This window comes from Flexivirga alba (assembly GCF_042661025.1).
Classification (GTDB): Bacteria; Actinomycetota; Actinomycetes; order Actinomycetales; family Dermatophilaceae; genus Flexivirga; species Flexivirga alba.
The window spans coordinates 1,934,860-1,955,724 of the sequence record NZ_JBHSWH010000001.1; the positions used below are offsets into that span (position 1 = coordinate 1,934,860).

Below are 20,865 nucleotides of genomic sequence, written 5' to 3' on the forward strand. Positions count from 1 at the left end.
TGGCGGGTTTCGGAAACACCGTCATCATCTCGATATATGACACGGTGTTATCTCAAGCGGGCTTGTGCGGTCGCCGCAGCAAGGGGGCAGGAAGGCAGCGCCAGGCGCGGTCGGGCCTTCGGCGGCGGCGTCATACGGGTTGGAGATCGCGCAGCGCCGCAACGACAGGCACCCGCACCCGATGCACGAGTCGAGTCCGTCGCGCAGTTTCTCCAGGGCTGCGATCTGCTCGCCCAGCCGGCCCCGCCAATGGGTCGTGATGCGCTGCCAGTCCGCCCTGGTCGGCGTGCGGCCGTCAGGAAGACGATCGAGCTCGTCGCGGATCTCCTCCAGGGTCAGGCCGACATTCGACGCAGCCCGGATGAATGCCAGCCGCCGCAGCACGCTGCGCTCGAATCGGCGCTGCCCGCCGGAGTTGCGGTGCGCGTGGATCAGGCCCTGCGTCTCGTAGTAGCGCAGCGCGGAGGCAGCGAAGCCGCTGCGCTTGGCGACGGTGCCCACCGCAAGCAGGTCGTGGGTGTCCATGAAAACCGTCCTGTCCTCATGCCGACAGGACAGGCAATTCTCGAGAGGACACGCGATTCGGGGTCAAAAACGCCCAAAACGCCTGTCCTGTCGATCGTCGGGTGTCCTCTCGGCGAAAATTGCTCTTGACTTCAAGTTAACTTCAACTTGAAGGATGGCATCAATCGACCTAATCAACAAGGAGATTCGATGTCCGACACAAAAGTCGCACTGATCACCGGAGGATCGTCCGGGCTTGGGAGAGAACTGGTCCGTACGTTGTCCGACGACGGCTGGCAGGTGATCACCGACGCGCGAAACAGCGAGGCGCTTGCGCACGAGACGCGCGATCTGCCCGGCGTGACTGGCATAGCGGGCGACATACTCGATCTCGACCATCAGGACGAGCTGGCAGCGGCGGCGCACGACCTGGGCAGGCTGGACCTGCTGGTGCACAACGCAAGCACGTTGGGACCGACGCCGCTGCGGCCGCTCGCCGAGGCGCAGTTGGCTGACATCGGCACGGTGTTGCGAACCAACGCGGGCGCACCTCTCGCACTCACCATCAAGGTGCTCGATCTGCTCCGCGCATCCAGCGGTGTCCTGGTCGGCATCTCGTCGGACGCCGCGGTCGAGCACTACGAGGGATGGGGTCTGTATGCCGCAGGCAAGGCCGCGCTCGACCAGTTCATCCTGACCGTCGGCGTCGAGACACCGGAAATCGTTGCCTACGCAGTGGATCCCGGTGACATGCGCACACCGATGCATCAGGCGGCATTCCCGGGGAGGACATCTCGGACCGGCCGGAACCTGCCTCCGTCATACCTCGCCTGCGGCATTTGTGGGAGCAACGTCCGGAGTCGGGCCGCTACCGAGCCGCCGATCTGCCGGCGCGCGAGACCAGCAGGGTCTCGTCATGAGCACCCCACGAAGTTTCTCCCCCGCTGCGCTCCTCCGAATACTTCGCGGGGACCCCGCATGAGCACCCCACGAAGTTTCTCCCCCGCTGCGCTCCTCCGAATACTTCGCGGGGACCCCGCATGACTGCGCTCGCGGTCCGGCCGCGGACCAGGTTCGACGCACCGGACGAGCGCACCGCGCCCTCGCCGGCCGAGCGCAGAGGCATCGAGAGGGACCAGGTGCGACTGCTCGTGGCCTCCCAGGACGGAATCGAACACACGAGATTTCGCTCGTTGCCGGACCACCTGAACGCCGGAGACCTTGTCGTCGTGAACAATTCGGCCACTGTCGCCGGTCAGGTCGACGCCCGGCGCAGCGACGGGAGTCCGGTCGTCCTGCACGCGGCCACTCAATTGGACGACGGCACCTGGGTGGTGGAGCTGCGGTCCGCACCGGACGCCGCACGTGCGGTGCTCGACGCCAGGGTGGGCGAACACCTCGAGGTCGGCTCCCTGGTGCTGCGGCTGCAGGCGGCATACCCCTTCGTCTCTTCGCCCACGCGTGCCGGCAACCGGCTCTGGCAGGCCGAGGTCGACGGCGACCTGGCAGAGCACCTGTGGCACCACGGGAGGCCGATCAGTTACGGCTATCTCGATCAGGCCTACCCCCTTGCTGACTACCAAACGGTCTTCGCCACGGTGCCGGGCAGTGCCGAGATGCCTTCTGCGGCAAGGCCTTTCACTCCCGAAGTCGTCACCCAGCTGGTTGCCGCCGGAGTCGGGGTCGCGCCGATCACGCTGCACACCGGTGTCTCCTCGCAGGAGGCCGGTGAGGGGCCACAGGTCGAGCGCTTCGAGGTGCCCGAGGTCACCGCCCGGCAGGTCAACTCCACCCGCCAGGCCGGGGGTCGCATCGTCGCAGTAGGTACGACGGTGGCGCGTGCCCTGGAGTCGGCTGTGTCCTGCGATGGGCTCGTGGTGGGCGCTGCCGGCTGGACGGACCGGGTCATCACCCGGGACGAGCCGCCCCGCGTCGTGGACGGGCTGATCACCGGCTCGCACGATCCGCATGCGTCGCATCTGCTGCTGGTCGAAGCCGTTGCGGGCGAGGAGCTGACCCAGGCGGCATACGACGCAGCGGTGCGGGAGCGATATCGCTGGCACGAGTTCGGTGATTCGGCCCTGTTACTTCCATGAAGGGGTGTGGTCATGGGTATGAAAAAACCCTGAGACACTGGTAGGGATCCGATACACGTCGTCAGAAAGGACGAAGCCTGTCGGTGCCCGACGCCTTCTCGGCCGAACGGGTGCACGCAGCTTTGACAACTCCATGCCCATGAAGTCACGCAGCGACGTCCGCAACGTCGCCATCGTTGCCCACGTCGACCACGGGAAGACCACTCTCGTCGACAAGATGCTCTGGCAGACGGGCGCCTTCAGCGAACGCTCGACCGTCGAGTCCACCGGCGAGCGTGTCATGGACACCGGCGACCTGGAGCGCGAGAAGGGCATCACGATCCTGGCCAAGAACACGGCCATCTCGTATGACGGTCCCTCCGCGGACGGCCACCCGATCACCATCAACATCATCGACACCCCTGGTCACGCCGACTTCGGTGGCGAGGTCGAGCGCGGCCTGTCGATGGTCGACGGCGTCGTCCTGCTGGTCGATGCGAGTGAAGGCCCGCTCCCGCAAACCCGTTTCGTGCTGCGCAAGGCGCTCGCGGCCCGGATGCCGGTCATCCTCTGCATCAACAAGGTCGACCGCCCCGACTCCCGTATCGCGGAGGTCGAGGAAGAGACCTACGAGCTGTTCATGGATCTGCTGGAGGACGCCGACGCGGACGCCGACCAGCTCGACTTCCCGGTCGTCTACGCCTCTGCCAAGGCCGGAATCGCTTCGATGACCCGGCCCGACAACGGCGGATTGCCGGACGGCGCGGACCTCGAGCCGCTCTTCAAGACGATCCTGGAGACCATCCCGGCGCCGACGTATGACGACGAGGCGCCGCTGCAGGCCCACGTCACCAACCTCGACTCCAGCAACTTCCTGGGCCGCCTCGCGCTGCTGCGCGTGCGCAACGGCGAGATCCGCAAGGGCCAGCAGGTCGCGTGGTGCCGTCACGACGGTTCGCAGCAGACGGTGAAGATCACCGAGTTGCTGATGACCAGCGGCCTGGACCGTCAGCCGGCCGAGAGCGCCGGCCCCGGCGACATCATCGCTGTCGCGGGCATCCCGGAGATCACCATCGGTGAGACCCTCGCCGACCCCGAGAACCCGATTCCGTTGCCGCTCATCACAGTTGACGAGCCGGCGATCTCGATGACGATCGGCACCAACACCTCGCCGATGGTCGGCAAGGTCCGCGGTTCCAAGGTCACCGCCCGCATGGTCAAGGACCGCCTCGACCGCGAGCTGATCGGCAACGTGTCGCTGCGCGTGCTCGCGACCGAGCGTCCGGACGCGTGGGAGGTGCAGGGCCGTGGCGAGCTGGCGCTGGCGATCCTCGTCGAGCAGATGCGCCGCGAGGGTTACGAGCTGACCGTCGGCAAGCCGCAGGTCGTCACGAAGGAGGTCGACGGCAAGCTGCACGAGCCGGTCGAGCACCTGACGATCGACACGCCGGAGGAATACCTCGGCACGATCACCCAGATCATGGCCGCCCGCAAGGCTCGTATGGAGCAGATGACCAACCACGGAACCGGTTGGGTCCGTATGGAATTCATCGTTCCGTCGCGTGGCCTGATCGGCTTCCGCACCGAGTTCCTCACCGAGACCCGCGGCACCGGCATCGCCAACCACGTCTTCTCCGGCTACGAGCCCTGGCACGGCACGATCACGACACGCCTGTCCGGATCGCTGGTCTCGGACCGGACCGGTGTGGTCACGTCATACGCGATGGTCAACCTGCAGGAGCGCGGCGTGCTCTTCGTCGAGCCCACCACTGAGGTCTACGAGGGCATGATCGTCGGCGAGAACTCCCGCGCCGACGACATGGACGTCAACATCACCAAGGAGAAGAAGCTCACGAACGTGCGCGCGTCCAGCGCGGACAACTTCGAGAAGATCTTCCCGCCGCGCAAGCTGTCGCTCGAGCAGAGCCTGGAGTTCTGCCGTGAAGACGAATGTGTCGAGGTGACACCGGAATCCGTGCGGATCCGCAAGCTGGTCCTCAACGCCGGCGAGCGCGGCCGCACCGCGGCCCGTGCCCGGAGCGCCGCAAAACAGTAATCATGCGGCTGGTCTTCGTTCACGCCCACCCCGACGACGAGTCGTTGTGGACCGGGCTCGCGATCGCGCACCACGCGGCGCGCGGCGATGACGTGCACGTGCTCACCTGCACCCTCGGCGAAGAGGGCGAGGTCATCCCCGCGGAGCTGCGTCACCTGCAGCTGCCGGCCGACCAGCCCCGCGCCGTGGATGCCGCTGATCCATTGGCCGATCTTCGCCGGGACGAATTGCATTCTGCTGTCAAGGAACTCGGCGTCAGCACAGTCACCGTGCTGGCCGACGGCGCTTATCGCGACTCCGGTATGGCGGGCACGCCTTCCGCAGCGCACCCGCGGGCGTTCGCGGGGGCGGACCTGGCCGTGTCAAGCGACGCCGTTGCGGCATACCTGCGAGCGGCGGAGCCGGACATCGTCGTGACGTATGACGCACACGGTGGTTACGGCCACCCGGATCACATCCGGACGCACCAGGCGACGGCGGCCGCGGTGGCGAGCCTCCCGGATCGGCCGGCTTTCTACACGGTGGTCACGCCCCGCAGCTGGGCCGTGGAGGACCGCGCGTGGCTCGCCATACACGCCACGCGGCCTGAGGTGGTCGTGCCTGCTCCGGACGAGACCTTCCTGCCCAGTGTGGTCGACGACGCGGCCGTCACGCACACCGTCGTCGATGGCGCGGCATTGGAGAGGCAGGTCGCCGCGTTGCAGCGGCATCGCACCCAGGTCAGCGTCTACGACGGCTACTACACGCTGTCCAACAACGTCGCGACCCGGCTGGCGGCACGCGAGGCGTTCCAGCGGATCGACCCGGGGTCGGGGAGCCGATGGCTGTCGAGACGGAGCAGTTGCGGCATACGGGGCTGGAGCCGTGAGCGAGCAGCGGATGAACGCGCCTGAGCCCGTTGATCCCGACGCCTATCGGCAAGTCATGGGCCGATTCGCCACCGGCGTCTCCGTCGTCACGACGCGGATCGGCGACATCGACCACGCGATGACGGCCAACGCGATCATGTCGGTGTCGCTGGAGCCTTTGCTGATGGTGATCAGTGTCGAGCGCGAGGCGCGTTTCCACGATGCGGTGATCGAGGCAGGTGCCTGGGGAGTCAGCCTGCTGCCCGAATCCGAGCGCAAGACGGCCGCCTGGCTGTCGACGCGTGGACGTCCGTTGCACGACCAACTGGAGCGGGTTGCGTTCCACCGCGGTGAGCAGACCGGTATGGCGCTCCTGGACAACGCGCTCGGCACGCTGGAATGTCACACCTACGACACGGTCACGGCAGGGGACCACACTCTGGTGATCGGGGACGTACGCTCGGTCTCGATTGCAGATAGGCCAGGGGATGCCCTGATCTACTACCGGGGCGCATTTGGAGTACAACGTTGAGCACAGACGCATCGGGTGGGGGCCGCGAAGGCGGCGATGAGAACAACAGCGGCGCGACAAGAGGTCGCCTGCGCAAGGCATTGCTGATCGGCGGGCCGACGGTAGTTGTCGTCCTGGCGGGCGCGTATGTCGGGCTGGCGTCCTGGCAGTCCGGCAAGATCCAGCACGGCACGACCGTCGCCGGCCAGTCGGTCGGCGGCATGAGTGCGTCCGACGCGAAGGCGGAGATTGAGGCGGCCGCGGCCAAGCAGGTCAAGGCGCCGGTCATCATCAGCTCCGGGGACAGGAAGTTGACCCTCGAGCCGGCATCATCGGGGCTGTCGATCGACACCGAGGGCACCATCGACGGGCTGAGCGGCTTCTCCCTGAACCCCTCGACCATGTGGCATCGGCTGACCGGCGACGGGCCGCATCGCAACGTCGCCCCGCGTGTCGACAGCAAGAAGTTGCAGCACGCGGTCGACACGGTGTCCCAGACTCTCGAGGGCGCTCCCAAGAACGGCACGGTCAAGTTCGTCGACGGCAAGGTCGTCAGCACCAAGTCGACTCCTGGCAAGGGGGTCGACGCCAAGGCGATCGCGACGAAGATCGCCGCGGGCTGGCCGAGGATCAAGGACTACACGGCGCCCATTTCCGAGCAGCCCGCGTCCCTCACCGACGCCGAGGTTGCGCGCTACACCAAGGAGTTCGCCGACCCGGCGATGTCCGGACCGGTCACTGTGCAGGTCGGCGGCAAGAAGGCAACGCTCGCGCCCCAGGACATCTCCGGTGTCCTGTCCACGACCTTTGACGGCAGCACCCTGAAACCGAAGGTCGACGAGGCCGCGCTGGCCGGCCTGCTCGACAAGCGGGCGGCCGATCTGACCACCCCTGCGATCAACGCGAAGCTCAAAATCGTCGGCACCAAGAGCAGTGTGGTGCCCGCCAAGGACGGCACCGCACCGGACACCAGCGGTGCCGGCAAGCTGCTGGTCGCCGCACTCACCGCACCAGACCGCACGATGTCGCTGCCGACCAAACCGGTGAAGCCGACGGTCACAGCGGCGCAGTTGAAGAAGACCAAGGTCGGCGATCAGAAGATCTCGGAGTTCGTCTCGGTGTTCCCGACCGGTGCGGAGAACGCCGCCCGCACCGAGAACATCCGCGTCGGCCTGTCCAAGATCAATGGTCTGGTCGTGCAACCCGGCGAGACCTTCTCGCTGCTCAATACACTGCGCCCGTTCGACGCGGCGCACGGCTACGTCGACGCGCCGATCCTGGTGGGCGGCATCGACGTCCCGGGGATGGGCGGCGGCATCTCGCAGGTGTCGACGACCCTCTACAACGCGACGTTCTTCGCCGGCGTCAAGCTGGTCGAACACACCGCGCACGCCTACTGGATCCCGCGCTATCCGATGGGCCGGGAAGCCACCATGCTGGATCCGAGCATCGACAACAAGTGGACCAACGACACCGGCCATCCGATCCGGATCCAGGCCGGCATCGAGGGCAACGCGTCCGTCATACGCCTGTACGGCGTGAAGACGTTCTCCGTGTCGTCCAGCACGAGCGGCAAGTTCGACATCGACCAGCCCGGCCCGGCCAGACACCTCAAGGGCGCCAAGTGCATCCCGCAGGCGCCGGAGAACGGCTTCAAGGTCACCGTGACGCGCATCGTGAAGGACCTCTCGGGCAAGGTCGTCAAGAACGAAAGTCTGACCACCCACTACGTGCCCGCCGTGCGCGTCACCTGCAACTGACCCACCCACCCGACTCTGACGGCAGGATCCGCCACTGACGGTCGAATTCCGTCGTCAGCGGTGAATCCGGGCGTCATGGTCGTCATGGAGCCGAGCGCGTCCGCTGGATTCACCACTCAAAGGGCGTTCGGCGTATCCACTCTGCCGAGTCGTCGGTGGACAATCCGGCAGCCGTGAGCGCCCGGACGAGTCCAGCGCCGTGCAACGCCTCTGCCCACACCCAGCGCGCCACACCCGCGCCCGTGCGGCGGACTCTGTCCTCGCGCAGCTTCTCCCGTATGACGATCTCCTCACTCGCGGTGTCACCTGCGTCCCCGGTCGCGCGGTACTTGCGCAGCCCGTCGAACTCCCCGATCAGACCGGGCCAGCCGAAGTCGGCACGGCCGAACCGGCCCTGCGCATCCTCCAGCGGCACCTGCAGGTCGGGCTGCGGCAGGCCCGACTCGTACATGCGCGCGCGGCTCAACGACTCGCCGGGCGATTCCGAACGTGGATCCGCCAGCAACCAGACCACATGTGCGCCGCGTCGTCCTGGTCCGCGTTTGGGTATGGCGAGCAACTCCTCGTCCAGATCGCCGTAGGTGCAGAGGCCGTCCCGCAGCGACCGGTCGGCAGCGCTGAGCGCGGACGCCAGCTGCGTGCTGCGCGCGAGATCCATCACCGTCCGGGCAGGTGAGGTCACCGGGATTGACCCGAGCAGGGACGGCTCGGGCAGGCACGACACCCGGTGTCGGCGCACCAGTGTGCTGGACCCGGCAGCACACGCGTCCATCATGACGTCGACACGATCGGGCCACGGGCCGATGATCGGCATACCCCACAGCGCTGCCGCGGCGAAATGGGACAACATCGGTAGGGGCTCGCGCATCCGGCGAACGGTCGCAACGACGAGAGCCCGGTGCCGATCGAGCGGTGTCAGAGTGTGCCAGCGCTCCTTGTCCAGATATTCGCCCGGGCGGATGCGCATCCATGCGCCCGTGCCGCGGGCGGTGGACGCCCACGGTGCGATGCCGGCCCGCCGCAGTCGTCCGACGCTGTGGATCTCGCGCTCACGCAGTGGTTCGTGTGCCATCGATGCATGGTGGCAGCGCGGCGGGTTCCTCAGCGGTTGTCCACAGGTGCCAGCAGAAGTGTGACGGCGCGATTCACGAATGACGGCGCAATTCGACCGTCGCCGGCGAATCGGCGCGTCAGACTCCGTGAGGGAGTGCGAATCAGGGCGTCAGACTTCCGGAGTCGCGTAGTGGTACTCGTGGTGGACCTGCCACCCGAGCGACCGGTAGAGACCGACTGCCGACTCGTTGTCGGCGGCAACTTGCAGGTATTGCAACGGGATTCGCCGGTCGATTGCGGTCCGCTCGGCCCGGCGCATCAGTGCGCGGGCGATGCCGCGACCGCGAACGGCGGGATCGGTGTGTATGTCGAAGATGCCGCTCCAGCCGTCGGTGAAGACCAGCCGCCCGTGCCCGGCCGGCCGGCCGTCGAGGTATGCCGTGAGGTATGCCGCAGACCGAACGCGCTCCAGCATCCGGCCGAGGGTGTCGCGGTGGTCGAGCGCTCGCGGCGACGCGGTGTGCCACCAGTCGTCCGTCGGGTCGTCCGACACCTCGATCCGCACGTCTGCAGTCTTCGCGTCACCCTGCGCGGGTTCGTCATCGGACGCGACCTTCGTCATCACCAACGTGCGCAGGAAGAAGCGCCAATCCTGTTTCGCCAGAAGGGTTCCCAGAGGCGAAGCCGTCGGGTCTGCGCCGGTCCCGTGCGGCAAGTGCACGAGCGCAGGTTGGTCGCGCTCGGCGTACCAGGCGACGACCTGCTCGACGGCAGCCACGCCCGGAACGCCCGGATCGCCAAGGGGTAGAGCGGAATTCGCGCGCCCGGTGTAACCGTCCGCCGCGCGCAGCAGCCAGTCGCCGATGTGCGCCGACTCCAGCGGCGGCATCCCGTCCACCGCGAGCTCCTCGAGCTCGTCGATGCTGATGGCGTTCGGGTGTGCACGGGGTGCCCTGCGGGGCGGCGGGGGCGGGACGCGTTTGGCCAGCATGATGCTGGCACGCGCGACTGTCACCGGGCCATTTCGGGTGTCGACGACGACCTCTTCGTCGGTGACCGACATCACCTCGCCGAGGGTGTCGGTGAGGGTCGGACCGCCGGGCTCAGAGTCGCCGAGCGCCAGCCGGGAACGCAGCACGACGCGTCTTCCGATGACCAAGAGTTCGGTGAGGTGAGACTGACTGACCGACTCGGAAGGCACGTCGGCATAATAGATGTCAGATATTGACCCACCGGCCGTCGACATGCGGCCACGCATGCTTCGCAGCAGGAGGACCTTTCGTATGACCTACGTCATTGCACAGCCGTGCGTCGACCTCAAGGACAAGGCGTGCATCGAAGAATGTCCGGTCGACTGCATCTACGAAGGCAAGCGCAGCCTCTATATCCAACCCGACGAGTGTGTGGACTGCGGAGCGTGTGAGCCGGTCTGCCCGGTCGAGGCGATCTACTACGAGGACGACACCCCGGAGCAGTGGGCTGACTACTACAAGGCCAACGTCGAGTTCTTCGACGAGATCGGCAGCCCGGGCGGCGCCGCGAAGATGGGCGTCATCGACTACGACCACCCGCTGATCGCCGCCCTGCCGCCGCAGGAACACGACGAGTGACGCGTTCCGCGCATGCCCGTCGCTGACCTGCCCGACTTCCCCTGGGACTCCCTGGCGGGTGCCAAGGCGAAGGCCACCACACACCCCGACGGCATCGTCGACCTGTCGGTCGGCACGCCGGTCGACCCGACCCCGAAGGTGCTGCAGGACGCCCTGGTGGCGGCTGCGAACGCACCCGGTTACCCGCAGGTGTGGGGGACTCCTGACCTGCGGGAAGCGATCTCCGGTTGGTTCGCGCGCCGTCGCAACGCTTCGGGTGTCGACCCCGACTCGGTCATGCCCGCCATCGGCACCAAGGAACTGGTCGCCTGGCTGCCCACTCTGCTGGGCCTGGGCGCGGGCACGTCGGTCGGCATACCTGAGTTGGGTTACCCGACGTATGACGTCGGCGCTCGCATCGCCGGAGCGAAGCCGCGCGCCGCGGCCAGCCTGCTGCAGTTCGGCCCGATGGCGCCGAAGTTGCTGTGGATCAACACTCCCGCCAACCCGCACGGTCAGGTGTTGCCGGTCGACCATCTGAAGAAGGTCGTTGCCTGGGCGCGTCAGCGAGGCGTGATCGTGGCCAGTGACGAGTGCTACGCGGAGCTGGACTGGAGAGACGAACCGGACGGTCTGACGACCCCGAGCATCCTGGATGACCGCATCTGTGGCGGAAGTCACGAAGGCCTGCTTTCGGTCTATTCGCTGTCGAAGCAGAGCAATCTGGCCGGCTACCGGGCCGGCTTCGTCGCAGGCGACACCGATCTCGTCCAGCGCCTCGTGCAGGTGCGCAAGCACGCCGGGATGATCGTGCCGTGGCCGGTGCAGCGCGTCATACATGCGGCGGTGCAGGACGACGAGCACGTCGTCGTCCAGAAGCAGCTCTACGCAGCGCGTCGTGATGAGCTGAAAACCGCTCTGCTGAAAGCAGATTGGCAGATCGACTACTCCGACGCCGGTCTCTACTTGTGGGCGACCCAGGGCAAGCCGTGCCGCGAGAGCATCGACGACCTGGCCGCTCAGGGCATCCTCGCGGCACCCGGCGACTTCTACGGGGCGGCCGGCGCACAGCACGTGCGCATCGCGCTCACCGCGACCGATGAGCGAATTTCCGCTGCTGCAAAGAGACTGATTTCTTGACACGGGGTCGCAGGTGGCCGGGGTCAGACCCTGAGGTACCGTCGAATTTGCTGACTTTCCCGGCAGTGAAGCCGGTTGACGCATAAGGACGGAAAGCAAATATGACTGACCAGGCTCCTGCCACCTTCCAGGCGGGCGACAAGACCCTCGAGTTCGGGGTCGTCCCCGCAACGGAGGGCAACGACGGTTACGACATCTCGAAGCTGTTGGGCGAGACCGGCAACGTCACCCTCGACGTCGGCTTCGTCAACACCGCCTCCTGCAAGTCGGCGATCACCTACATCGACGGTGGCGCCGGCATCCTGCGTTACCGCGGGTATCCGATCGAGCAGCTCGCGGAGAAGGCGACCTTCATCGAGACCTCCTACCTGCTGATCTACGGTGAGCTGCCGACTCCGACCGAGTTGGAGGAGTTCACCGAGCGCATTCGTCGCCACACGATGCTGCACGAGGACCTCAAGTCCCTGCTCGCGGCGTTCCCGCGCGACGCACACCCGATGTCGGTGCTGTCGGCGGCCGTGTCCGCGCTCGGCACCTTCTACCAGGACTCGTTGTCGATCACTGATCGCGACCAGATCGAGCTGTCGACCGTGCGACTGCTGGCCAAGCTGCCGACGATCGCGGCCTACGCCCACAAGAAGAGCCAGGGCCAGCCGACGCTCTACCCGGACAACAAGCTGAGCCTCGTCGAGAACTTCCTGCGTATGACGTTCGGCTTCCCGTCCGAGGACTACGACATCGACCCGGTCGTGGCCAAGGCCCTGGACCAGCTGTTCATCCTGCACGCTGACCACGAGCAGAACTGCTCGACCTCGACCGTGCGTCTGGTGGGCTCCGGCCACGCCAACCTGTTCGGCTCGATCTCGGCCGGCATCCACGCGCTCTCCGGCCCGCTGCACGGCGGCGCCAACGCGGCCGTCCTGGAGATGCTGGACAGCATCGACAACGAATTCGGCGGCGACGTCGACAAGTTCGTCGAGAAGGTCAAGAACAAGGAAACCGGTGTGAAGCTGATGGGCTTCGGGCACCGCGTCTACAAGAACTACGACCCGCGCGCCGCCATCGTCAAGAAGTCGGCCGACGAGATCCTCAAGAAGATGGGGGTCAATGACCCGCAGCTCGAGATGGCGATGCGGCTGGAAGAGATCGCGCTCAAGGACGACTACTTCGTCTCGCGCAAGCTCTACCCGAACGTCGACTTCTACACCGGCCTGATCTACAAGGCCATGGGCTTCCCGACCGAGATGTTCACCGTGCTCTTCGCCATCGGGCGCCTGCCGGGCTGGATCGCCCAGTGGCGCGAGATGATGGAGGACCCGGCCACCAAGATCGGCCGTCCGCGCCAGATCTACATCGGTGAGGGCGCCCGCGACTTCGTCGCCGCCGACAAGCGATGACTTCGCACTGACACACAAGAACGCCCGGCGCCGTGAGGTGCCGGGCGTTTTCGTGCGTATTGCCCGAGATGGCTTTCACAAGGGAGTCGGGGTCCCCGCGAAGTATCGGGGCTGCGGGTCCCGGCGAAGTATCGGAGGAGCGAAGCGGGGGAGAACTTCGTTGGGTGCAGGGGAGCGGAGGAGAACTTCGTGGGGTGGCTAGAGTGCCGGGCCGTAGCCGGTGCAGGACGGCTGGAAGTCCGCCGGCCCGCCACCGAGCGCGTTCATCGTCAGCTGCAGCGTGGGGCTGTCCAGGAAGAGACCGACGTGACCGGTCGGGTCGTTCGGACACAGGTTCTGCAGCACGATGTTCTGTGCGCCGGGCATCGATTGGGTGGCGTATGGCGTGACCACCTGGTCGTGCGTGGTCTGGATCGTCACGTACTTCGGTCCCTGCGGGAGCGGGATCGCCGCCGTCTGGGTGTTGTATGCCGAGCCGACCTCCTGATCGCGCACGCCAGGCGCCCCGAACGCGGCGATACCGACGTTGGCGATGCCGAGCGCGCCGAGTGCCTGGGCAGCGGTCACGATCCCGGACAGGGTCGTTCCGTTCGAGCTCTGGGCCCAGCCGACATACGTGCCGACCTTGTTGCCGCCGTCGTGCAGCTTCAGGTAGTTGACGCCCATCGAGCCGCCCTGGCTGTGCCCGACGATGTCGACCTTCTGCGCGCCGGTGGAGGCGAGCACCTTGTCGACGAACGCCGAAACCTGGTTGCCCGAGGTGGTTTCGGTGTCGAGGCCGCCGACCCGGCCGCCGGCTGAGAGCCAGGTCATGCCGAAGTTGGTGCCGTAGACGCAGTAGCCGGCGTTCTTCAACATGGGTGCCAGGGCGACGAAGTTGGCGCCGATGTTGGCCAAGGTGCCGGGCAGCAGTACAACGGGGTCGGGATGGGCCGCACTCGGCTGACAGCTCCAGTCATTGACGCCGGGAGACGAGTCCGGGTGGAACGCGTAACCGGCTGCGGCCTCGCCCAGACCACCGACGGGCAGCGTCGACGTGGCATGAGCGGCCGGTGCTGCGGCAGCGGCGAACAGGACTGCTGCGGTGCCGGCGCACGCCAGCGACAATGAGGTGGTGCGGGTGAGACGCATGTGAATCCTCCATGAGGGTGAGGCAGGTCACACTCACGCTACCTACGTTTGAGTAGGTAGTGGGTTTCGCAGGGCAGTAGCTTCTGGGCTACTTGCCGGTCTCCACGTCGATGCGCACTGCCGTCGGGCTGCCGGTCGGCTGCTTCGCGGCGTGCCAACTCCAACCGTCGCGTCCTCGGTGACGTTCCCAAGCGCGGTCGCCGACCGTGACTGCGGTGATGTTGTCGGAGTCGGCGTGGGCGACGCCCCACGACGCGACAGCGAACGCTCCGTTGACCGACTTCGCCTGGTAATCCACGGAATTGGCCTTGACCGTCGCGTTAAGGCCGCTCTCGTCGCTCAGCTGCTGCGCGATCTGGGCGGGGGAGCCGTTCTGCTTCGCCGGGTCCAGCCGACAGCCGATCGCCTCGTGGGTCGAGCCCGTCATCACCGCCGTGATGACGTCGCCCTCCGACTCATGCTGGGCATAGGCGTCGGGGAAGCCACTGCGCTGCACCGCCTGGGCGGCCTCGCCGATCGGCATCGTCTCCCAGTTCGGGACCTGCAGCAACGCGTTGTAGAACGAGCCGCTGGAGTAGACCGGGTCCTGGATCTGCGCGGCGCTGCCCCAGCCCTGGCTCTTGCGCTGCTGGAACAGGCCGAGGGAGTCCAGGTCGCCATACGCGAGATTGCGCAGCTTCGATTCCTGTATGGCGGTCGTGGTCGCCACGATCGCCGCACGCGCCGGCACGCCCTTCTTGTAGACCCCGACCGCGACGATCGTGGATGCCGACTGTGTTTGGTCCGGATCCCACTGGTAGTCATAGCTTTTGGCGACCAACTTGCACGATGTCGAGCCGAAGTTGTCGACCAGGTGCTGGTAGGCGAGGTAGCCGCCACCAGCGATCCCGGCGACGAGGGCGATCGGAATCAGGCAGCCCAGCGTGCGCCGGATCGGGCCACGCGGGCGGTGCTCCTCATCGAAGAAGCTGTCCTCGCCGAAGCCTGCCCACTCCGAGTCCTCCGGGTCGAGACCGTCGACCTGGCCGTCGTCGTACTCCTCCGGGTCGTGCGCGAAGCGCTCGCCGTGCTGGGCATAACGCGCCGGCCGGGCATCCTCCTCGGAGGCGTTGCCGGCATCGGCGCGGGCGCCATACAACCGATGGACCTCGCGGTCACCGGGGTTGTTGTCACGATTGCGGCGCAGGGGCATCGGAGTCGGGTTCGCAGCTTCTCTCGGGGCGATCAGTTGGCGTGCAGTGCGTCGTTGAGGGCGATGCCGTGGCCCTTGCGTGCGCGACACTCGACCACACCGGTCGTGGAGTTGCGGATGAACAGCAACCCGTCCTGTCCGGACAGCTCGAGCGCCTTCACGACGGCGCCATCGGGGAGCGTCACCTTCGTGCCGGCAGTGACGTAGAGGCCCGCCTCGACGACGCAGTCGTCGCCGAGCGCGATGCCGATGCCGGCCTCGGCACCGATCAGGCAGCGACGGCCGATGGACACCCGTTGGGTGCCGCCGCCGGACAAGGTGCCCATGATCGACGCACCGCCACCGATGTCGGAGCCGTCTCCGACGACGACGCCCTGCACGATCCGGCCCTCGACCATTGAGGTGCCCAGCGTGCCGGCGTTGTAGTTGCAGAAGCCCTCGTGCATGACCGTCGTGCCCTCGGCCAGGTGCGCGCCCAGGCGCACCCGGTCGGCGTCGGCGATGCGCACTCCGGACGGCACGACGTAGTCGGTCATCCTGGGGAACTTGTCGATGCTGTGGACCTGCACCGGCCCCTCCAGTCGTAGCCGAAGCCGGGTCTGCTCGAAGTTGCCGACCGCGCACGGACCGTAGTTGGTCCACACCACGTTGTTCAGAACCCCGAAGATGCCGTCGAGGTTGATCGAGTTCGGCAGGACCAGCCGATGGCTGAGCAGATGCAGTCGCAGGTAGGCGTCGGGGGCGTCGGCGGGCGGGGTGTCGAGGTCGATCACGACCCGGATGGTGCGGGTGCGGACGTCGCGACGTGGGTGCTCGCGCACGAGCGCTGCGAGAGCGGCGGGCTCGGCATACGGGTCGTCGGCGGGCGCTTGGCCCAGCCGGGGCTCGGGGAACCAGGTGTCCAGCAGTTCCCCGTCGAACGTCTCTGTTGCGAGGCCGTAGCCCCAAGCGGCGCGCGGGGAGTCAGTCATGGGGCAAGCGTAGGTGACGACCTGAAGGATTCCGGTGACCCGGTCGTGGACTCGCTCCACACGGTGGACCCGCCATAGGCGAAGATCGTTGTATGGCGGAACTGGACCTGACCCGAGATGTCGTCGACCTCACCGCGGACCTGGTCGACATACCGTCGGTGAGTCGTGACGAGCTGGAGATCGCCGATGCCGTCGAGCATGCGTTGCGCACGTTGCCGCAGCTGCGGGTCGACCGGGACGGCAACACGATCGTCGCGCGGACCGACCTGGGACGCGACGAGCGCGTTGTGCTGGCCGGTCATCTCGACACGGTCCCGCTGACCGACCCGCCGAACCTGCCGACCAAGCGGGTGGACGGCCTGCTGGCCGGGCGCGGCACCACTGACATGAAGGGCGGCGTCGCCGTCCAGCTCGCGGTCGCACAGGCGATCACCGAGCCGACCCGCGACGTGACGTTCGTCTTCTACGACTGCGAGGAGATCGAGGAGGAGTTCAACGGCCTGCGTCGGATCGCCGCGGACCACCCCGACTGGCTGGCTGCCGACTTCGCGGTGCTGCTCGAGCCGACCAACGGCGGCATCGAGGGCGGCTGCAAGGGGACCCTGCGGGTCGACGTCGCCACCAAGGGCATCAGCGCGCACTCCGCCCGGCCGTGGAACGGCCACAACGCGATCCACGACGCCGGGGAGGTGTTGGCGCGGCTGGCGGCATACGAACCCGAGACCGTGAACGTCGACGGGCTCGACTACCACGAGGCGCTCAACGCGGTCGGGATCAGCGGCGGCATCGCCGGCAACGTCATACCCGATCGATGCGTGGTGACCGTCAACTACCGCTTCGCTCCGGACAAGTCCGCCGAGGAGGCCGTGGCGCATGTGCGCGCGATCTTCAGTGGGTATGACGTCACGCTCGGCGACTGCGCGGCCGGCGCCCGGCCCGGCTTGGACACGCCGGCCGCGGCGTCGTTCGTCGAGGCGCTCGACCTGCCGGTCACGGCCAAGGAGGGCTGGACCGACGTTGCCCGCTTCTCCGCGCTCGGCGTGCCCGCGGTCAACTTCGGGCCCGGTGACCCCAACCTCGCGCACACCGACGACGAGCGCTGCCCCGAGCAGCAGATCACCGACGCCTTCGCCGCGCTCTCCCGCTGGTTGCGCTGATCCTTGGGGTGGGCGTGTGAGAGATTGACGGCGTGACCAACGAGCCCGAGGCATACCGGAAGGGTGCGACCACTTTGCGCGGCCGCCACGTCCCGTCAACGACCACCGATCAGCGGCTGCTCGACCAGTCGCAGGACACCAATTGGGTGCATACCGACCCATGGCGGGTGATGCGGATCCAGGCCGAGTTCGTCGAGGGCTTCGGCACACTCGCCGAGATCGGACCCGCCGTCAGTGTCTTCGGATCGGCGCGGATCAAACCGGACAGCGACTACTACGCCAAGGGCGTCGAGGTCGGCCGGCTGCTGGCCGACGCCGGTTACGCGGTCATCACCGGCGGCGGACCGGGCGCCATGGAAGCGGCCAACAAGGGCGCGCACGAGGCGGGCGGCACCAGCGTCGGACTCGGCATCGAGCTGCCCTTCGAAGCCGGGCTCAACCCGTATGTCGACCTCGGCGTCAACTTCCGCTACTTCTTCGCGCGCAAGACGATGTTCGTGAAATACGCGCAGGGGTATGTCGTGCTGCCCGGCGGCTTCGGCACGCTCGACGAGCTCTTCGAGGCCGTCACGCTGGTGCAGACCCAGAAGGTCACCAGCTTCCCGATCGTGTTGCTGGGCACCAAGTTCTGGGCGCCGATGCTGGGCTTCATCAAGGACACCCTGTATGCCGAGGGCATGGTCGGGGAGGCCGACCTGCGCCGGCTGCAGGTCGTGGACGAGCCGGCCGAGGCGGTGCGGATCATCACCTCCGACGGCGAGAACCTCGGTGCTGCCCGTCCGGAGTAGCGCGGGCCTACTGGGCGACAGTTAGTCTGAGCGGGTGCTGGTCTTCCTCATAGCCCTCCTGGTCGTCGTGATCGGTCTGGTCGTCTTCGCGATCCTCGGCCACTTCGGCACCCACCTGGAGGACCCGACGACGACATCGCCCTTCGAGTCCTTGCCGCGCGGCCTCGTGACGGCCGAGGACGTCGAGCAGGTGCGCTTCGACCAGACCTTGCGCGGCTACCGCATGGGCCAGGTCGACGAAGTGCTCGACCGGTTGCGCGCCGAGCTGCAGGCGCGCGACGACGAGATCGCGATGCTGCGTGGCGAACCCGCGCGGCCCGTGCGCGACTGAGCGCCACGTGTCCGACGTAGTGGTCTCGCGCGAGTCGACCGCGCCAGTGGCCCGGCTCTGGCAGGTCGCGACCGACTGGTCCGGCCACGGTCGGTTCTTCCCGTTGACGACCGTGCGCGCCGACCCCACTGATTCCGACCCCGGCGTCGGCGTTCGACTGCACGCCACGACCGGTTTCGGCCCGCTGCGCCTGCACGACCGGATGGTCGTCACGTGCTGGGAACCACCGGGTGAGCGCGGCACCTGCGAGCTGCGCAAGGTCGGTCGGGTGCTCGGTGGCCGGGCGGTGCTGGAGGTCGAGCCGGCCGGTTCCGGCTCCCGGCTGCGCTGGACGACGGACGTCGGTCCCGCACCCGAGCGGCTGCGCCGGTTGGTCGCCCCGGTGGCGAAGGTGAGCGCCATACCCCTTTATCGGCATGTGGTGCGTGGCATGGTCCGGGAGGCCGAGCGTGGCTGAGCGAGCGGCCCTGATCATCGGACCCGACGGTATGGCGCGCTGCGGCTGGGCCGACGGCAGCGACGACTATCGCGCCTACCACGACAGCGAGTGGGGAGTGCCGGTCCGGGGCGAGCGAGCGCTCTACGAACGCATCACCCTCGAGGCGTTCCAGTCCGGCCTGGCGTGGATCACCATCCTGCGCAAGCGTCCTGCGTTCCGAGCTGCCTTCGCCGACTTCGACGCGGAGGTCGTTGCGTCATACGGACCGGATGACGTGGAGCGGCTGATGCAGGACGCGGGGATCGTCCGCAACCGGCGCAAGATCGACGCCGCGATCACGAACGCGCAGGCCGTGTTGCGGCTGCGCGAGTCCGGTGGGCTCGACGAGTTCGTCTGGTCGCACGCGCCTGCGGCCCATCAACGGCCCGGCACGCTTGCCGAAGTTCCGGCGCAGACACCGGAATCCGTCGCATTGGCAAAGGCTTTGAAGAAGGCCGGCTTCGCGCACGTCGGTCCGACCACCATGTATGCCGCCATGCAGGCGTGCGGCTTGGTCGATGACCACTTTGTCGGCTGTTTCCGGGGGACCTCATGACAACAACGACCACGAATTCGACTGATACGACACAGGATCGGAAGCCAGACGGCCCTTCAACACGGCTGCAGGTATGGCGCGTGCGCGGTGTCGACCTCCTGCAGCGCCGGCTCCTGGTGTGCGTCGTGGCGGCATACCTCGTGCTGCGGATCTTCTCGGCCGTCGTGATGCAACTGGTCGCCTCGCAGCAGAATCCAGGCTTCATCTTCTACTCCGACAATCACCAGGATTACTGGCTGATGACCCACGTGTGGGACGGCCGCTGGTATCAAACGATCGTCGAGCAGGGCTACCCGTCGCAGCTGCCCGAGGTCGGTGGAGTCGTCCAGCAGAACCAGTGGGCGTTCTACCCGATGTATCCCGGGATGGTCCGGCTGCTGATGACGCTGACCGGCGGCTCGTTCGCGGTGGTCGGGTCCCTGCTGTCGCTGGCGCTGGGGGCGCTGGCTGTCGGCATGATGGCGGTGCTGGTGCGCGACAAGGTCGGTCCGGTGGTCGCGTTCTGTGTGGTCTGTGTCTTCGCCGCGTCGCCGCCGTCGCCGGTGCTGCAGATGACCTACACCGAGTCACTCGGCCTGGTGTTGCTGATCGGTGCGCTGCTGGCCCTGCAACGTGGGCAGTGGTGGCCGGCCGGGCTCGCCGCGCTGGCGACGGGGCTGGCCCGTCCGGTCGCCGTGCCGTTGGGGGTGGTCGCGCTGGTCGCGGTCTGGCTGCGGTGGAAGGGGCGCGAAGAGCGACCGATCAGGCGTCCGGAATGGATCGCGATGGTCGGCATGCTCGTCAGTTGCGGCATCGCTGGCGGGATCTGGCCGGCGATCGCGGCCTGGCGGACGGGCGTCGCCGGGGCCTACACCGACACCATGGCGTCCTGGCGCAGCGACGGCAACATCGTCTACTTCCAGCCGTGGATCGCCAACTTCGACCAACTCTTCGGCAACGGCTTCATGGCCGGGCTGTTGCTGACGATCCTGATCCTGGGCTTCCTGCTGATCACGATCGGCCCGTGGGCCGACGCGATGGGCCCGATCATGCGCACCTGGCTGCTCGCCTACGCGTTCTACCTGCTGGCGGTCCTGGACGCCTGGACCAGCACCTATCGCTACCTGCTCTTCATGTTCCCGATCCTGATCGTCTTCGTCGGGGCGGGCTGGAAGGATCAGGCGCAGCGGCTCCTGGTCGGCTGGCGGACGTTCATCTGGGTCGGCCTCGGGCTCGGCTGGCAGGTCTGGTGGTGCTGGACCCTGCTGGTGTTGCGTCATTCGAGCGGCGACCCCATCTGACGCGTATGACGAGAGGGCGTGGATCCGATGGATCCACGCCCTCTTTCG

The 20,865-nt window shown here is 67.2% G+C and carries 21 protein-coding genes; 15 read left to right on the forward strand and 6 right to left on the reverse strand.

The features are described 5' to 3' along the window. Positions 1–24: 24 nt before the first annotated feature. Positions 25–525, reverse strand: a complete 501-nt coding sequence (gene soxR, locus ACFQDH_RS09620; protein WP_382400728.1) for a redox-sensitive transcriptional activator SoxR — start codon at positions 523–525, stop codon at positions 25–27. A 189-nt stretch (positions 526–714) separates the two neighbouring features. Here soxR and ACFQDH_RS09625 point away from each other — a divergent pair, with 189 nt between their 5' ends. The 6 genes from ACFQDH_RS09625 (at position 715) to ACFQDH_RS09650 (ending at position 7,754) form a co-directional block, all read left to right on the forward strand. After that, positions 715–1,548, forward strand: coding sequence for an SDR family oxidoreductase (locus tag ACFQDH_RS09625; protein ID WP_382400730.1), 834 nt, complete (start codon positions 715–717; stop codon positions 1,546–1,548). Beyond that, positions 1,545–2,600 carry an S-adenosylmethionine:tRNA ribosyltransferase-isomerase gene (locus ACFQDH_RS09630; protein WP_382400732.1) on the forward strand — a complete coding sequence of 352 codons (1,056 nt, stop codon included), beginning with the start codon at positions 1,545–1,547 and terminating at the stop codon, positions 2,598–2,600. The genes ACFQDH_RS09625 and ACFQDH_RS09630 overlap by 4 nt, the downstream gene beginning before the upstream one ends. 133 nt (positions 2,601–2,733) lie before the next feature. Continuing rightward, entirely contained in the window at positions 2,734–4,635 is a 1,902-nt protein-coding gene (gene typA / locus ACFQDH_RS09635) for a translational GTPase TypA (RefSeq protein ID WP_382400733.1), read from the forward strand. 2 nt (positions 4,636–4,637) lie between these two features. Beyond that, a complete protein-coding gene (locus ACFQDH_RS09640; RefSeq protein ID WP_382400734.1) occupies positions 4,638–5,528 on the forward strand; it encodes a PIG-L family deacetylase in 891 nt (296 codons plus the stop codon). Further along, positions 5,515–6,015, forward strand: coding sequence for a flavin reductase family protein (locus tag ACFQDH_RS09645; protein WP_382400736.1), 501 nt, complete (start codon positions 5,515–5,517; stop codon positions 6,013–6,015). The genes ACFQDH_RS09640 and ACFQDH_RS09645 overlap by 14 nt, the downstream gene beginning before the upstream one ends. After that, positions 6,012–7,754, forward strand: a complete 1,743-nt coding sequence (locus tag ACFQDH_RS09650) for a VanW family protein (protein WP_382400738.1) — start codon at positions 6,012–6,014, stop codon at positions 7,752–7,754. Before ACFQDH_RS09645 ends, ACFQDH_RS09650 begins: the two co-directional genes overlap by 4 nt. Before the next feature lie 109 nt (positions 7,755–7,863). On the opposite strand, the gene ACFQDH_RS09655 is transcribed toward ACFQDH_RS09650, so the two are convergent. Next, on the reverse strand, positions 7,864–8,826 hold the full coding sequence (locus ACFQDH_RS09655; RefSeq protein WP_382400740.1) for a hypothetical protein: 963 nt from the start codon (positions 8,824–8,826) through the stop codon (positions 7,864–7,866). Between the two features lie 150 nt (positions 8,827–8,976). Then, positions 8,977–10,008: a GNAT family N-acetyltransferase gene (locus tag ACFQDH_RS09660; protein ID WP_382400742.1), complete on the reverse strand. Its 1,032-nt coding sequence runs from the start codon at positions 10,006–10,008 to the stop codon at positions 8,977–8,979. 82 nt (positions 10,009–10,090) lie between these two features. On the opposite strand from ACFQDH_RS09660, the gene fdxA reads away from it, so the two are divergent. From fdxA to ACFQDH_RS09675, 3 genes are all read left to right on the forward strand, one after another. Beyond that, entirely contained in the window at positions 10,091–10,417 is a 327-nt protein-coding gene (gene fdxA, locus ACFQDH_RS09665; protein WP_325548767.1) for a ferredoxin, read from the forward strand. Positions 10,418–10,429: 12 nt separating this feature from the next. Further along, positions 10,430–11,536, forward strand: a complete 1,107-nt coding sequence (gene dapC, locus ACFQDH_RS09670) for a succinyldiaminopimelate transaminase (RefSeq protein ID WP_382400744.1) — start codon at positions 10,430–10,432, stop codon at positions 11,534–11,536. 101 nt (positions 11,537–11,637) lie between these two features. Further along, positions 11,638–12,933 carry a citrate synthase gene (locus ACFQDH_RS09675; RefSeq protein WP_382400746.1) on the forward strand — a complete coding sequence of 432 codons (1,296 nt, stop codon included), beginning with the start codon at positions 11,638–11,640 and terminating at the stop codon, positions 12,931–12,933. Positions 12,934–13,131: 198 nt separating this feature from the next. On the opposite strand, the gene ACFQDH_RS09680 is transcribed toward ACFQDH_RS09675, so the two are convergent. The 3 genes from ACFQDH_RS09680 to dapD all read right to left on the reverse strand — a co-directional run bounded on the left by ACFQDH_RS09680 (position 13,132) and on the right by dapD (position 16,227). Continuing rightward, positions 13,132–14,064 carry a lipase family alpha/beta hydrolase gene (locus ACFQDH_RS09680; RefSeq protein WP_382400748.1) on the reverse strand — a complete coding sequence of 311 codons (933 nt, stop codon included), beginning with the start codon at positions 14,062–14,064 and terminating at the stop codon, positions 13,132–13,134. 88 nt (positions 14,065–14,152) lie between these two features. Further along, positions 14,153–15,256: a hypothetical protein gene (locus ACFQDH_RS09685; protein ID WP_382400750.1), complete on the reverse strand. Its 1,104-nt coding sequence runs from the start codon at positions 15,254–15,256 to the stop codon at positions 14,153–14,155. Positions 15,257–15,288: 32 nt separating this feature from the next. Beyond that, positions 15,289–16,227: a 2,3,4,5-tetrahydropyridine-2,6-dicarboxylate N-succinyltransferase gene (gene dapD, locus ACFQDH_RS09690; protein ID WP_382400752.1), complete on the reverse strand. Its 939-nt coding sequence runs from the start codon at positions 16,225–16,227 to the stop codon at positions 15,289–15,291. A gap of 92 nt (positions 16,228–16,319) precedes the next feature. On the opposite strand from dapD, the gene dapE reads away from it, so the two are divergent. The 6 genes from dapE to ACFQDH_RS09720 are packed head-to-tail and all read left to right on the forward strand — an operon-like array spanning position 16,320 to position 20,817. Continuing rightward, the gene (dapE, locus tag ACFQDH_RS09695) at positions 16,320–17,384 is read left to right on the forward strand and encodes a succinyl-diaminopimelate desuccinylase (protein WP_382400754.1); all 1,065 of its coding nucleotides are present in this window, start codon (positions 16,320–16,322) and stop codon (positions 17,382–17,384) included. A gap of 32 nt (positions 17,385–17,416) precedes the next feature. Beyond that, positions 17,417–18,172, forward strand: coding sequence for an LOG family protein (locus ACFQDH_RS09700; RefSeq protein ID WP_382400756.1), 756 nt, complete (start codon positions 17,417–17,419; stop codon positions 18,170–18,172). Positions 18,173–18,206: 34 nt separating this feature from the next. Then, positions 18,207–18,503, forward strand: a complete 297-nt coding sequence (locus ACFQDH_RS09705; protein WP_382400758.1) for a DivIVA domain-containing protein — start codon at positions 18,207–18,209, stop codon at positions 18,501–18,503. 7 nt (positions 18,504–18,510) lie between these two features. Then, positions 18,511–18,960 carry an SRPBCC family protein gene (locus ACFQDH_RS09710; protein WP_382400760.1) on the forward strand — a complete coding sequence of 150 codons (450 nt, stop codon included), beginning with the start codon at positions 18,511–18,513 and terminating at the stop codon, positions 18,958–18,960. Then, positions 18,920–19,537: a DNA-3-methyladenine glycosylase I gene (locus tag ACFQDH_RS09715; RefSeq protein WP_382400762.1), complete on the forward strand. Its 618-nt coding sequence runs from the start codon at positions 18,920–18,922 to the stop codon at positions 19,535–19,537. The genes ACFQDH_RS09710 and ACFQDH_RS09715 overlap by 41 nt, the downstream gene beginning before the upstream one ends. Further along, entirely contained in the window at positions 19,534–20,817 is a 1,284-nt protein-coding gene (locus tag ACFQDH_RS09720) for a hypothetical protein (protein WP_382400764.1), read from the forward strand. The genes ACFQDH_RS09715 and ACFQDH_RS09720 overlap by 4 nt, the downstream gene beginning before the upstream one ends. Positions 20,818–20,865 lie beyond the last annotated feature (48 nt).